The organism is Ramlibacter sp. Leaf400, from assembly GCF_001424545.1.
Lineage (GTDB): Bacteria > Pseudomonadota > Gammaproteobacteria > Burkholderiales > Burkholderiaceae_C > Ramlibacter.
In genome coordinates this window covers 240871-255062 of sequence record NZ_LMQL01000011.1, presented here as the reverse complement: position 1 = coordinate 255062, position 14192 = coordinate 240871, and the positions used below count along the sequence as shown (strand labels likewise).

The 14192-nt window shown below is 66.1% G+C and carries 9 protein-coding genes and 1 tRNA gene; 9 read left to right on the top strand and 1 reads right to left on the bottom strand.

The genetic code is table 11. The features are described 5' to 3' along the window. Nucleotides 1-16: 16 nt before the first annotated feature. On the bottom strand, nt 17-1141 hold the full coding sequence (locus ASG30_RS14830) for a nuclear transport factor 2 family protein (protein ID WP_055898166.1): 1125 nt from the start codon (nt 1139-1141) through the stop codon (nt 17-19). A 157-nt stretch (nt 1142-1298) separates the two neighbouring features. On the opposite strand from ASG30_RS14830, the gene cysS reads away from it, so the two are divergent. From cysS to ASG30_RS14785, 9 genes are all read left to right on the top strand, one after another. Then, the gene (gene cysS / locus ASG30_RS14825) at nt 1299-2672 is read left to right on the top strand and encodes a cysteine--tRNA ligase (protein ID WP_055898163.1); all 1374 of its coding nucleotides are present in this window, start codon (nt 1299-1301) and stop codon (nt 2670-2672) included. Next, on the top strand, nt 2669-3319 hold the full coding sequence (locus ASG30_RS14820; RefSeq protein WP_055898160.1) for a DNA-3-methyladenine glycosylase family protein: 651 nt from the start codon (nt 2669-2671) through the stop codon (nt 3317-3319). Before cysS ends, ASG30_RS14820 begins: the two co-directional genes overlap by 4 nt. A 35-nt stretch (nt 3320-3354) precedes the next feature. Beyond that, a complete protein-coding gene (locus ASG30_RS14815) occupies nt 3355-4332 on the top strand; it encodes an acetyl-CoA carboxylase carboxyltransferase subunit alpha (protein WP_055898157.1) in 978 nt (325 codons plus the stop codon). Further along, nucleotides 4295-5275 (top strand): tRNA lysidine(34) synthetase TilS, encoded by a 981-nt coding sequence (tilS, locus tag ASG30_RS14810; RefSeq protein ID WP_055898154.1) that lies wholly within the window; start codon nt 4295-4297, stop codon nt 5273-5275. Before ASG30_RS14815 ends, tilS begins: the two co-directional genes overlap by 38 nt. A 37-nt stretch (nt 5276-5312) precedes the next feature. Continuing rightward, nucleotides 5313-6296: a Bug family tripartite tricarboxylate transporter substrate binding protein gene (locus tag ASG30_RS14805; RefSeq protein WP_055898151.1), complete on the top strand. Its 984-nt coding sequence runs from the start codon at nt 5313-5315 to the stop codon at nt 6294-6296. 127 nt (nt 6297-6423) lie between these two features. Beyond that, nucleotides 6424-7692, top strand: coding sequence for an aspartate kinase (locus ASG30_RS14800; RefSeq protein WP_055898149.1), 1269 nt, complete (start codon nt 6424-6426; stop codon nt 7690-7692). A gap of 58 nt (nt 7693-7750) precedes the next feature. After that, nucleotides 7751-7843 (top strand) — tRNA-Ser (locus ASG30_RS14795). A 549-nt stretch (nt 7844-8392) separates the two neighbouring features. Continuing rightward, nucleotides 8393-11152, top strand: coding sequence for an ATP-dependent helicase (locus ASG30_RS14790; RefSeq protein WP_055898146.1), 2760 nt, complete (start codon nt 8393-8395; stop codon nt 11150-11152). A gap of 23 nt (nt 11153-11175) precedes the next feature. Next, nucleotides 11176-14190, top strand: a complete 3015-nt coding sequence (locus ASG30_RS14785) for a DNA methyltransferase (RefSeq protein ID WP_235579806.1) — start codon at nt 11176-11178, stop codon at nt 14188-14190. Nucleotides 14191-14192 lie beyond the last annotated feature (2 nt).

The following is a 14192-nucleotide window of genomic DNA, read 5'->3' as shown; positions in this document are numbered from 1 at the left end:
GCGTCGCGCTGCGGCGTCAGGCGCCGGCGTTCTCGCGCACGATCAGCCAGCGGTCGCCGACCTTGTGCAGCTCCAGCGTCTTGCGGCCGGTGACGTTCAGGCTGTCGGCACTGTAGGCCTGGCGGAACCGGGCCGTGGCCTTGTCGCCCTCGACGCTGACCGACAGGTCGGACAGGCGCACCGAGATGCGCGACTTGCCGACGATGCGGTCGCGGCGCTCTTCTTCCCAGGCCTTGCGCGACTGGTTGCCGGGCGGATCGAACGCCTTGCCGTAGGCGCCCAGGTAGGCGCCCATGTCCTTGGACGACCAGGCCGTGGCCCAGGCGTTGACGGCGGTCTCGACCTCGCGCGCGGCGCCGGCGGAGGCGGCCGGGGCGGCAGCAGGGGCGGGCGCCGCCGCGGGTGCCTTTGCAACCGTGGCCGGCGCGGAAGCCGCAGCCGCGGGAGCGGCGGCAGGAGCCGGTGCGGGCGCAGCCGCCGCGGCCTTGGCCACCGTGGTCGCGGGCGCCGGGGCAGCGGCGGGCGCGGGTGCCGGGGTGGGAGCCTTGGCCACGGTCGTGGCCGGCGCTGCAGCCGGTGCGGCCGCGGCCGGCGAGCCGGGCTTGACGCCGCGCGCGCCCGGCGCGAACAGCTCGCGGATCAGCGCCAGCTTGGGCTGCACCGCGGTGTTGCCGGCATCGAGCTGCAGCGCCTTGCTGTAGGCCTGGCTGGCCAGCTTGGCGTACACGTCGCCCAGGTTCTCATGCGCCGTGGCGTAGCTCGGGTTGGTGCGGATGGCCATCTCGAGCGCGGCGCGCGCCTTGTCGAACTGGCTCTGGCCCGCGTACAGCACCGCGAGGTTGTTGTACGGCTCGGGCAGCTCGGGGTAGTCCTCGGTGAGCTTGACGAAGGCGGTGATGGCGTCGTTGGCGCGGCCGGACTCGGTGAGGATGACGCCGCGCAGGAAGCGCATCTGCGGGTCGCGCGGCTTGGCGGCCAGGTACTGGTCGGCCTTGGCGAGCGCGTCGGCATGCCGGCCGTTGCGCAGCAGCTGGCCCACGTCGCCGTAGTCGTCGGCCTGCGCGAACGCGGGCACCGCCAGCGCGGCCACCAGGGCGATCAGGCGCAGCGAGCGCGGAAGATGGGGGCGTGCGAGCGACATGGGAGCCTCGATAAAGCGCGTGCAGGGCGGCCCGGACAGGGCTATATACTGCGGGCCGATTGTACCGGGCACCTCGACCGCAAGCCCGGGAAAAAGACTCCCACAAGCGACCCCGACCTCGCGCCGCCCAAGCAGCGCAGGTGCTCTTCGAAGATCCATGAGCCTGCGCATCTACAACACGCTGACGCGTGCCTTGGAGGACTTCGCCCCGCTGGAAGCGGGCCACGTGCGCATGTACGTGTGCGGCATCACCGTCTACGACCTGTGCCACGTCGGCCATGCCCGCGCCAACGTCGCTTTCGACATCGTGCAGCGCTGGCTCAAGGCGTCCGGGCTGCGCGTCACCTTCGTGCGCAACATCACGGACATCGACGACAAGATCATCCGCCGCGCGGTGGAGAACGGTGAGCCGGTGCGCCAGCTCACCGACCGCATGACGGCCGAGATGTACCGCGACTTCGACGCCCTGGGCATCGAGCGGCCCACGCACGACCCGCGCGCCACCGACTACGTGCCCCAGATGCTGGACATCGTGCGGCGCCTGGAAGGCAAGGGCCTGGCCTACCGCAGCGGCGGCGACGTCAACTACGCCGTGCGGCGCTTCCCCGGCTACGGCAAGCTCTCCGGCAAGTCGCTCGACGAGCTGCACGCGGGCGAGCGCGTCGCGGTGCTGGAAGGCAAGGAGGATCCGCTGGACTTCGTGCTGTGGAAGGCCGCCAAGCCCACGGAGCCGGCCGATGCGCAATGGGACAGCGACTACGGGCCCGGCCGCCCGGGCTGGCACATCGAGTGCTCGGCCATGTCCTGCGCATTCCTGGGCGAGACGTTCGACATCCACGGCGGCGGCGCCGACCTCACTTTCCCGCACCACGAGAACGAGATCGCCCAGAGCGAGGGCGCCCACGACAAGCCGCTGGCCCGCTTCTGGATGCACAACGGCTTCGTCAACATCGACAACGAGAAGATGTCCAAATCGCTGGGCAACTTCTTCACCATCCGCGACGTGCTGCAGAAGTTCGACGCGGAGACGATCCGTTTCTTCATCGTCCGCGCCCACTACCGCAGTCCGCTGAACTACAGCGACGTCCACCTGGACGACGCCCGCGGCGCGCTGCGGCGGCTGTACACGGCGCTGGGCTCGACCGCCCCGGCCGACGTGGGCATCGACTGGGCCGACCCCTACGCCGCCCGCTTCAAGGCCGCGATGGACAACGACTTCGCCACGCCCGAGGCGGTGGCCGTGCTGTTCGACCTGGCCGCGGAGGTGAACCGCAGCCGCTCTGCCCGGCACGCCGGCCTGCTCAGGGCGCTGGGCGGTTGCCTGGGCCTGCTGCAGGGCGACCCGCAGGCCTTCCTGCGCAGCGGCGCGACGCTGGACGAAACCACGATCCTGCAGCGCATCGAAGAGCGCGCCGCCGCCAAGAAGGCCCGCGACTTCGCGGCCGCCGACCGCATCCGCGCCGAGCTGCTGGCCCAGGGCATCGTGCTCAAGGATTCGCCCACCGGCACCACCTGGGAGGCGGCAACGTGAGCGACGCCGGCGGCTCGCCCGTCGAATTCGCGCGCCCGGACTACTGGCCGGACGCCTGCAAGCACCTGTCCAAGCGCGACCGGGTGATGAAGCGCCTGATCCCGCAGTTCGGCGACGCCTGCCTGCAGTCGCGCGGCGACGCCTTCACCACGCTGGCGCGCAGCATCGTGGGCCAGCAGATCTCGGTGAAGGCGGCGCAGACGGTGTGGGACCGCTTCGCCCACCTGCCGCGCAAGATGACGGCGGCCAACGTGCTCAAGCTCAAGGTCGACGACATGCAGGCCGCGGGCCTGTCGGCGCGCAAGATCGAGTACCTGGTCGACCTGGCGCTGCACTTCGACTCGGGCGCCATCCACGTGAACTCGTGGAAGGAGATGACCGACGAGGAGATCATCACGGAGCTGGTGGGCATCCGCGGCATCGGCCGCTGGACCGCCGAGATGTTCCTCATCTTCCACCTGATGCGGCCCAACGTCCTGCCGCTGGACGACATCGGACTGATCAACGGCATCAGCCGCAACTACTTCTCGGGCGACCCCGTCAGCCGCAGCGAGGCACGCGAGGTGGCTCAGGCGTGGGAGCCGTTCTGCAGCGTCGCCACTTGGTATATTTGGCGGTCGCTCGACCCGCTGCCCGTCGAATACTGACGGGCCAGAAGAAGCAAAAGATAGGAGCCATCCCCTTGGCCAAGAAGACCTTCCTCGATTTCGAGCAGCCGATCGCCGAACTCGAGACCAAGATCGACGAGCTGCGTTACGTCCAGACCGAATCCGCGGTCGACATCTCCGAGGAGATCGACCAGCTCTCGCGCAAGAGCCTGCAGCTCACCAAGGACATCTACAGCCAGCTCTCGCCGTGGCAGATCACCAAGATCGCGCGCCACCCGGAGCGGCCCTACACGATGGACTACGTCGGCGAGCTCTTCACCGACTTCATCGAACTGCACGGCGACCGGCACTTCGCCGACGACCTCTCCATCGTGGGCGGGCTGGCCCGCTTCAACGGCAGCCCCTGCGTGGTGCTGGGCCACCAGAAGGGCCGCGACACCAAGGAGCGCGCGGCGCGCAACTTCGGCATGAGCCGGCCCGAGGGCTACCGCAAGGCCCTGCGCCTGATGAAGACGGCTGAGAAGTTCAAGCTGCCGGTGTTCACCTTCGTCGACACGCCCGGCGCCTATCCCGGCATCGACGCCGAGGAGCGTGGCCAGTCCGAGGCGATCGGCCGCAACATCTACGAGATGGCCCAGCTGGAAGTGCCCATCATCACCACGGTGATCGGCGAGGGCGGCTCCGGCGGCGCGCTGGCCATCGCGGTGGCCGACCAGGTGCTGATGCTGCAGTACTCGATCTACTCGGTGATCAGCCCCGAAGGCTGCGCGTCCATCCTCTGGAAGACGTCGGACAAGGCGCAGGACGCCGCCGACGCCATGGGCATCACCGCGCACCGGCTCAAGGCCATGGGCCTGGTCGACAAGATCGTCAACGAGCCGGTGGGCGGCGCGCACCGCGACCACAAGCAGATGGCCGCCTTCCTCAAGCGCGCCTTGAACGACGCCTGGCGCCAGGTCGCGGACCTCAAGTCGCGCGAGCTGCTGGACCGGCGCTACGAGCGGCTGCAAAGCTATGGCCGCTTCACCGACACCAAGGCCGAGTCCCGCTGAAGCGGGGGCCGACGTTGTCCTGGCGCCCCTGGGGGCGCTGAATCCCCCGCTCCCCCTGGGCGTCGCCTTCAGCGGCGGCGCCGATTCCTCGGTGCTGCTGGCCGCCGCCGCGCGGCTGTGGCCGGGCGCGGTGCAGGCGATCCACGTTCACCACGGGCTGCAGGCGGCGGCCGATGCCTTCACCGAACACTGCGAGCGGGCCTGCGCGGGCCTGGGCGTCCCCCTGCACGTGCGGCGGCTCGATGCGCGGCACGCGCCCGGCGAGAGCCCGGAAGACGCCGCGCGCCGTGCGCGCTACGAGGCGCTGGCCGCGTCGGCGCAGGAACAGGGCCTCGCCTGCGTGCTGCTCGCCCAGCATGCCGACGACCAGGCCGAGACCCTGCTGCTGGCCCTGAGCCGCGGCGCCGGCCTGCCCGGGCTGGCCGCGATGCCGGCGCGCTTCGAGCGGCACGGCGTGGCCTTCCTGCGTCCGCTGCTGGGCGTGCCTGGTTCCGAGCTGCGCCGCTGGGCTCGCGAGCAGTCCATCGTTTTCGTCGAGGACCCGACGAACGCCGACACGCGCTACACGCGCAACCGCATCCGCCACGAGCTGCTGCCCGCGCTGGAGAGCGCCTTCCCGTCGTTCCGCGAGACCTTTGCCCGCTCCGCCCGCCACGCGGCGCAGGCCAAGGGCCTGCTCGATGAAGTCGCGGCGACGGACCTGGCCGCCATGGACGGCGAACCGGACATCGCGCAGCTGCAAGCCCTGTCGCCCGCGCGCCAGGCCAACCTGCTTCGCCACTGGCTGAAGACGTTGCACGCCCAGCAGCCCAGCGCCGCGCAGCTCGATGAGTTGCTCGCCCAGGTGGCCGACTGCACCACGCGCGGCCACCGACTGCAATTGAAGGTGGGCACCGGGCACGTCCTCCGGGATGGTCCCCGGTTGCGCTTTGCGCCCGGCTGACCGAAGAATGCCGGGCACAACCACCAGGAGACAGACGATGGGCATTTCCCGGCGCACGGCTCTCAGACGGATCGGCGGCGTCTCCGCCGCGTTCGTGGCCTTCCCCTCACTGGCGCAGCAAGGCTGGCCGAACAAGCCGATCCGCTACATCGTGCCGTTCGCGCCGGGGGGCACCACCGACATCCTGGCGCGCATCGCCTCCGAGCGGCTCACGCCGGTGCTGGGGCAGCCGGTGGTGGTGGAGAACAAGGCGGGGCAGGGCGGCTCCATCGGCGCGGCCGAACTGGCCAAGGCGGCGCCCGACGGCTACACCATCGGCGGCGGCACCATCAGCTCGCACGCGATCAACGCGTCGCTGTACTCCAGGCTGTCGTACGACCCGGTCACCAGTTTCGCGCCGATCACGCTGTACGCGACCCAGCCCAACGTGCTGCTGGTGCACCCCAGCGTGCCGGCGCAGTCGCTGGCCGACTTCATCAAGCTGCTCAAGGCCAATCCGGAGAAATACTCGTTTGGTTCTGCCGGCAGCGGCACCTCGCAGCACATCTCGGGCGAGCTGTTCAAGAGCATGGCCGGCGTGAAGATGCAGCACGTCCCGTACAAGGGCAGCGGCCCGATGATGACGGACCTCCTGGGCGGCAACCTGCTGGCGGCGGTGGACAACATCGCCACCGCGATCCCGCACATGAAGGCCGGCAAGCTGCGCCCGCTGGCCGTCACCACCGTGACGCGATCGCAGGCCGCGCCGGACGTGCCGACCTTCGCCGAGCAGGGCCTGCAAGGCTATGAGCTCAGCTCGTGGCAGGCCGTGTTCGCGCCGGCGGGAACGCCCCAGGCCATCGTCGATCGGCTGCACGCGGAGATCAGCAGGTTCCTCAAGACGCCCGAGATCCAGAAGCGCTTCGCCGACCTCGGGCTCGACCCCAGCGGCATGCCGCCGCAGGAGCTGGCCGCCCTGATCAAGGCCGACGTGCCGCGCCTGGGCAAGGTGGTGCGGGACAGCGGCGCCAGGGCGGACTGAAGGCCGCGCGCCGCGCGATCGGCGCGCCATGGCAGAGCTGCCGCTTCCGCGGCAGTTAAAATGCGGGATTCCCCTAGGTGGCCGAAGCCGGCGCAACGCCGGCCTGGCCCTTCTTTTCGCATCTTCCATGGCATTGATCGTTCACAAGTACGGCGGCACGTCGATGGGCTCCACCGAGCGCATCCGCAACGTTGCCAAGCGTGTCGCCAAATGGGTGCGGGCCGGCCACCAGCTGGTGGTGGTGCCCAGCGCCATGAGCGGCGAGACCAACCGCCTGCTCGGCCTGGCCAAGGAGCTGGCGCCCGCCAAGCCGGGTGACGCCTACCTGCGCGAGCTGGACATGCTGGGCTCCACCGGCGAGCAGGTGTCGGTCGGACTGCTGTCCATCGCGCTGCAGGCCGAAGGCATGGAGGCCGTCAGCTACGCCGGCTGGCAGGTGCCCATCCGCACCAATGGCGCCTACACCAAGGCGCGCATCGAATCCATCGACGACAAGAAGGTCCGCGGGGACCTCGAGGCCGGCAAGGTGGTCATCATCACCGGCTTCCAGGGCGTGGACGACGGCGGCAACATCACCACCCTGGGCCGCGGCGGCAGCGACACCTCGGCGGTGGCCGTGGCCGCCGCGATGAAGGCGGCCGAGTGCCTGATCTACACCGACGTGGACGGCGTCTACACGACCGACCCGCGCGTGGTGCCGGAGGCGCGCCGCCTGCACACGGTGAGCTTCGAGGAGATGCTGGAGATGGCCTCCATGGGCTCCAAGGTGCTGCAGATCCGCTCGGTGGAGTTCGCCGGCAAGTACAAGGTGCCGCTGCGCGTGCTCTCGAGCTTCACCCCCTGGGACATCCCGATCGAGGAAGAGGCCAAGTCCGGCACCCTGATCACATTCGAGGAAGACGAACAAATGGAACAAGCCGTCGTTTCAGGCATCGCGTTCAACCGCGACGAGGCCAAGGTGTCGATCCTGGGCGTGCCCGACAGGCCGGGCATCGCCTACAACATCCTGGGCGCGGTGGCCGACGCCAACATCGAGGTCGACGTCATCATCCAGAACATCTCCAAGGAAGGGAAGACCGACTTCAGCTTCACCGTGCACCGCAACGACTATGCGCGCACGGTGGACCTGCTCAAGTCCAAGGTCCTGCCGACCCTGGGCACCGACACCATCGAGGGCGACACCCGCATCTGCAAGGTGAGCATCGTGGGCATCGGCATGCGCAGCCACGTGGGCATCGCCAGCAAGATGTTCCGCGCGCTGTCCGAGGAGGGCATCAACATCCAGATGATCTCCACCAGCGAGATCAAGACCTCGGTCGTGATCGACGAGAAGTACATGGAGCTGGCCGTGCGCGCGCTGCACCGCGCGTTCGACCTGGATCAGCCGGCGACCTGAAAGGGCTACCGCACTCGACTGCAGAGTGAAATGCTTGGGGCATAATGCCCCTCTTGCTGGAGACGTGACCGAGAGGCCGAAGGTGCTCCCCTGCTAAGGGAGTATGCGGTGTAGAGCCGCATCGAGGGTTCGAATCCCTCCGTCTCCGCCAGACAGTAAGCAGTGACGCGCCGCAAGGCGCGTTTTCTGCTTTTACATACCCAAAAGCATGCCCAATGCTTGGGGCAGCCCCCTGCTGGGACGTGGCTTGGGTCGGCGAAAACGGCCTAGGTGCTCTCGGAGCCGGCGCGCAGAGTCCGGCCAAGGTACTGCGCAGCATTACTGGTTGCGAACGTTGTGCCTCGTCCGCGGCAGGCCCCCCGCCACCACCGGAACTCCCCGCCAGGCGCAATCCAGCGACCCCACCGTACCCCCACCCCTCGAAATGGCTGGATGGGACCCAATGCATGGGCGAACACGGATTGGCGGGCGGAACTATCAACAACTGGATTTGCATGTCCAACTTTGGATCAGCAGGCATTTTGCTGACCGCGTGGACATCGGGCTCCCGCGTTAGTCGGCCATCGAACGCGCGCCAGCCACTCGGGGCACCGCTATGGGGTCTCCGGAGCACCGGTGGTACAAACGCAGATCGACGCCGGTCGCGCGTCGGCCTTGGTGCGTAGAAGGGGGAAACAGCAGTGCGCAGGCGGTCTTCACCATGAACCGGTCCGGCTTCACAGCCGCCCAGCTCGCGGCTATCAATCACGTTGCCGGCAATCTTCAGCTCATCGCGTGCGCCGGCTCTGGTAAGACAGAGGTCGTCGCGCAGCTTGTCGTGAGCTTGCTACGCCCGTTGGCCGACGGCGGCGCGGGATGCAGGCCAGAGAACATCGTGGCGTTCACCTTCACGGAGAAGGCGGCCGCCGAACTGAAGGAGCGAATTCACGCCCGCTGCCATGAACATCTTGGCGACGTCACCGGTTTGGCCGAGATGTACGTCGGCACGATCCACGGCTACTGCCTCGAGCTGCTGAAGTCCGAGGTGCCGGTGTTCATGAAGTACGAGGTGCTCAACGAAGTGCAGCAGTCACTGTTCGTCGATCGGCACTCGAAGGTCTCTGGGCTCACCCAGTGCACCACACTTACCGGTCAGCCGCTCAAGCGATACACGGACACGCGCCATTTCATCGCGGCGATGGGGATTCTTCGCGAAGATGTGACTGTGGCGCCCGAGCAGCTCGTCGGCAACTCGGTCGTTGCACAGCTCCCTGCCTACGAAGGCCTGCTGCGCCAGCGGGCCTATTTGGACTACTCCGGCATCCTGAAGGGCGCTGTCGACGAGCTGGAGGGAAATCCCGGGCTTCGGGAACGGTTGGCCGCCCGCGTCAGGCACGTGATCGTCGATGAATACCAGGACGTCAATCCGGTCCAGGAGGCGGTTGTCGCAGCACTGAACCGACTTGGCGCCGACGTCTGCGTGGTCGGCGACGATGACCAGACTGTCTACCAGTGGCGCGGCAGCGACGTCCGCAACATACTGACCTTCGGAGAACGATATTCCCGGGTCGATCAAGTGCGCTTGGAGGAGAACTTCCGCTCCAGCGAAGGCGTGGTGGCTGTCGCGCGCGATTTCATTCGCCAGATCGTTCGCCGCCTGCCGAAGGAGATGAAGCCCACAGAGGCGCAGGTATACGAAGCTGGCGACATCACCGCGTTGCCCTTCGATACGCCCCAGGATGAAGCCCGGCACATTGCCCGTACCTGCCAAGCACTGCGTGGCGTCGCGGTGCGCGAGGACAGGAACGAGCGCGGCGTCTCGTGGTCCGACATGGCCATCCTGCTCCGGTCGGTGCGGCGGGACGGTGACCCGTTCATCGCGGCGCTGGACGAAGCGCAGGTGCCGTATGTGATCACGGGCATGGACAATCTGTTCCAGACCGCAGAAGCGGAAGCGGCGCGTCAGCTTTTCTATTTCTTGGCGGGCGACGTGGATGCCGCCACAGTTCGCGCCGCATGGCAGGATGCCGATCTGGGTATCTTGCCCGCCGCACTCGATCGGGCGGTCGGTTTAGCCGCGCAGGCCCGGGTGGATATGCCGCGGGCCGACATTGGCCAGTTCAAGGTCTACAACCTTCAGCGCCAGTTCATCGCGTTCATTGAGAACACTGGTCTGCGTGAGGAGCAGGTTCCTGGCGCGCGCGGCGAGGTGGTGTTCTACAACTTGGGCAAGTTCAGCCAAGCGATCTCGGATTTCGAGAGCATCCACTTCCATTCGAAGCCGGTCGAGAAGTACGTCAGCTTCGCCGGCTTCCTGCGCTACCACGCCGAGAGCGCCTACCCCGAAGGATGGCAGGAAAACACGTTCGTTAGCCCCGACGCGGTGCGGATCATGACGGTGCACCAAGCCAAGGGGTTGCAGTGGCCAGTCGTCTTCGTCCCGCAACTGGTGCGCAACCGCTTTCCGTCGCGCGCAGCCGGCGGCCGCACGGCTTGGCATCTCATCCCAGAGGCCGCATTTGATAACGCGGCCCGCTATCGCGGCGGGCTAGATGATGAGCGCCGGTTGTTCTACGTCGCGGTCACGCGGGCGCAGAAGTTCCTCCATTTGAGCTGGGCGCCGCATGCCGGCAACAAGACGGCGCAGGCGCCGTCTGAATTCTTTACCGAGGTCCTGGCGTCGAAGTACGTCAAGCGCCGGCCTCCTGACTACACCGCGCGCAAGCGCCTGGATCCGCGGCCGAAATCGTCGGTGGCCAACGTTACGCTCTCGTTCTCGGACCTGAAGTACTTCTTCGAGTGCCCTTACCAGTTCAAGCTGCGAATCTTGTACGGCTTCAATGCGCCACTGGATGAAGCGCTGGGCTTCGGTAAGTCGTTGCACGATGCGTTGGCCGAAGTGCATGCCCGCGCACTCCACGGAGAAGACGTGGATCCCGGCGAAGCAGCCACGCTCGTCATGCGCCATCTGCGCGCGCCGTACGCCTACCCTGCGCTGCGCGTCAAGCTCGAGCAGGCTGCTCGCCGAGTAATCGAGGCCTACATCCGCAAGAACGCCGCGGAGTTCAAGAACCTTGAGTTTTCCGAGAAAGCGATCGAGATCGCGCTGGGGGACGGCGTGTCGGTGGCTGGCCGCATCGATCTGGTCCGCAGAATCGACAGCGGCGAAGTGACCATTGTGGACCTGAAGTCGAACGACCGCGCGCAGGCAGAGGCCGTCACTGAGACGCAACTGCACATCTACGCGCTGGGGTATCAGGAACTGACTGGACGGCCGGCTGACTACGTGGAGATCTACGAGCTCGACGAGCAGAAGCAGAAGCGGCGCTCCGTGGACGACGACTTCATCGGTGATGTGAAAAGGGACGTGCGCGCCGCCGCGCAAGCGCTGCGCCAGAACGATTTGCCGCCTCGACCCAGCGCCAAGACTTGCGCCCAGTGCGACTACTGCAACCTGTGTTCCGCCTCGGCGGCGAAATAACCAAGACGAAGAAGAGGATGGGGATGAACCTGAAGCGAGTGGTGCTTGACCTGCTGATGCCCGAGCAGCTCAAAGAGCTGTGTGCTGAACTCGAACTGGAAGCCGATCGCCGATCTCGAGAATCGATGGTGGCCACTCTGGCCAGCGCGAAGCGAGCGAAGCCCGAGACGTTGGTCGAGGGCCTCACTGTCGCGCAATTGCGAGACGCTTTAGGTCAGTTTGAGCAGCCCACTCAGGGCAAGCGCGATGAACTCGTGCAGCGCCTGATGGCGGCAGGCGGGCGCGCCTGGCCGGTGCCGGGCTCGCGCGAGCTTGAGGCTGGCGACTTAAAGAGCGAGACCGCGGCAGCCCGCGTTGGACGTGCCGGCTTGGACGCGACCGAGCAGTACCGCCATCCGGACCAGGTAGTGCAGCGCCCCGACGCCGGCCTGCAGGACCAATTTCAAGCGCGGAAGCCGCCGAAGACCTACCGATACGACAGCTCTCTGGATCCGGCACTCTCGTGGGATCAGCAGCGCGAACGGGACTTAGGTGAATGGCTGCTGGGACTCATCGTGCGTGCGGGCAAGGAGGGGGAGAAGTCGGTCTTCTCGGAGCCGAAGGAGTGGAAGGGCGGAGGCGTTCGCATCACATCCACTGCAGATGCCGCCCAGATGCTGCAGCAGATCAGCAAACCGTTCCTGAACTGGGCAGGCAAGGCCGAGCGACACCAAATCCAGATCCCGACATCACCACTGTTCGTGCACGAACGGCATTCGACAAAGGCGATCCTCGACGGCATTCGACACCGCAAGGCGAGAGGACAGACGTTGGACCTATTCGGGGACTCAGGGATGGACATCCGCGAGAACCTCGAGGCATACGAGCACAAGGGGCCGTGGCAGAACCGCATGGTTCTTGGAGACTCGTTAGCAGTGATGAACTCGCTGCTCGAGTTCGAAGGCATGGCCGGCCAAGTGCAGATGATCTACATCGACCCGCCATATGGGGTGAAGTTCGGCAGCAATTTCCAGCCCTTCGTGCGGAAGAAGGAGGTCAAGCACGGCGCGGATGACGAGATGACGCGGGAACCAGAGATGGTGAAGGCGTACCGCGACACATGGGAACTGGGGCTGCATTCATATTTGACATACCTGCGCGATCGATTGCTGGTGGCGCGGGAGCTGCTGCACCAAAGCGGCAGCGTTTTTGTGCAGATTTCAGATGACAACGTGCACCACGTCCGTGAAGTGCTGGACGAGATCTTTGGGGCATCAAACTTCCGGGCGCTGATCGCCTTCAAGAAGACGGCTGGCCTTGGCACGCAGGGCCTTGCGTCAGTTGCGGACTATCTGCTTTGGTACGCGCGCGATATCTCGCTTCTCAAGGAGCGCACCCTGTACGAGCGGCAAGACTTCAGCGACGACCCAAACTATGTGTGGCTGATGAACGCCGCGGGTGACAAGCGCCGGATTACCGCCGAAGAGGCTGCCGCTGATTCGCTCCCGACAGGTTGGCGACTCTTTCGCCATCAAATCTTCCTTGCAGCGGGGCGAACCGAGAGTTGCATTTACGACCTGGAGTTCGGCGGGGCTTCGTTCAAGCCGACGGCCGGGGCAAGTTGGAAAACCAACACTGCTGGAGCAAAGCGACTGATCGAGTTGAAGCGTTTGACCAAAAACGGCAACACGGTGAACTACGTGCGCTTCGCCGACGACTTCGGCTTCCAACCGCTGAACAACTTCTGGCCGGATGGTGCCTCCGGGGTCGGCATGCAGAAGGTTTACGTCGTTCAAACCAATACGAAGATCATCCAACGGTGCCTTCTTATGAGCACCGATCCAGGAGACTTGGTGCTGGACCCGACCTGTGGCTCCGGCACGACAGCGTTCGTCGCGGAGCAATGGGGGCGACGCTGGATCACGATGGATACGTCGCGCGTGCCGCTCGCACTGGCGCGCCAACGGCTGCTGACTGCCACGTTTCCTTACTACGAGCTCAAGTCTCCGCAGGTCGGCCCCTCCGGCGGGTTCGTCTACAAACGAAAGCAGAACCGCAAGGGCGAAGAGATTGGCGGACTTGTTCCGCACGTCACGCTGAAATCCCTTGCCAAGGATGAGCCCGCTGTCATGGAGGTGCTGGTGGACCGCCCCGAAGAAGTGGGCGGCGTAACCCGTGTGGCCGGCCCTTTCGTCTTCGAGGCCGCTATAGCCCCAGTGCAACCGCTCGAGTCGGCGGGCGACGGCGAGGCTGTGGTTCCAGACGACGACGTGTCAACCCATATCCAGCGGATGACCGAGGTGTTGCGCCAGTCCAAGACGCTGCGGCTTCCTGGCAACCGGGAACTCACATTGGCAGGTGTGCGCAGCACCGTGGAGACAGAGTACCTGCATGCGGAGGCGAAGGAGGGTGATAGGCGCGTGGCAATTGTCTTTGGCCCGCCTGACGGCGCGGTATCGGCGTCGCTTGTCTACGAGGCCGGACGTGAAGCGCATTACTTGAAGTACGACCGACTCTACTTCTTCGGCTTTGCGGTCGAGCCCAATGCGCGGGCAATGATCGAAGACGAGAAGAAGTTGCGCATCCCTGCGGCATACGTGGCCGTGACGCCTGACGTGGCGATGTCGGATCTACTAAAGACGACACGCGCTTCGCAGATTTTCTCCGTCACGGGCCTTCCCGACGCGACGATACGCTCCCTGAGGAAGAGAGGCCCGGAGGGCCAGCCGCTGTACGAGGTGGAGCTACGTGGCCTCGACCTGTTCGACCCTGAGTCACTCGACACCGATTCGGTCGGGGGTGAGAACGTACCTTGCTGGATGCTCGACACCGACTACGACGGCCTTTCGTTCTACGCAACTCAGGTCTTCTTCCCGAGGACCAGCGCCTGGGATAATCTGCAGCGCTCTCTGAAGGGCAGCTTCGAGGAATCGATCTGGTCACACTTGGCGGGCACGGTCAGCGAGCCATTCGCCCTGGGTGATCGAAGGCAGGTGGCCGTGAAGGTGATCGATGAGCGCGGCAATGAACTGATGCGCGTGCTCGACGTCACGGAGTAGCG

Coding starts and splice junctions, on each gene's coding strand:
- ASG30_RS14830 (WP_055898166.1), bottom strand. CDS start 1,141: ATGTCGCTCGCACGCCCCCATCTTCCGCGCTCGCTGCGCCTGATCGCC.
- cysS (WP_055898163.1), top strand. CDS start 1,299: ATGAGCCTGCGCATCTACAACACGCTGACGCGTGCCTTGGAGGACTTC.
- tilS (WP_055898154.1), top strand. CDS start 4,295: ATGGCCGCTTCACCGACACCAAGGCCGAGTCCCGCTGAAGCGGGGGCC.
- ASG30_RS14805 (WP_055898151.1), top strand. CDS start 5,313: ATGGGCATTTCCCGGCGCACGGCTCTCAGACGGATCGGCGGCGTCTCC.
- ASG30_RS14800 (WP_055898149.1), top strand. CDS start 6,424: ATGGCATTGATCGTTCACAAGTACGGCGGCACGTCGATGGGCTCCACC.
- ASG30_RS14790 (WP_055898146.1), top strand. CDS start 8,393: ATGAACCGGTCCGGCTTCACAGCCGCCCAGCTCGCGGCTATCAATCAC.
- ASG30_RS14785 (WP_235579806.1), top strand. CDS start 11,176: ATGAACCTGAAGCGAGTGGTGCTTGACCTGCTGATGCCCGAGCAGCTC.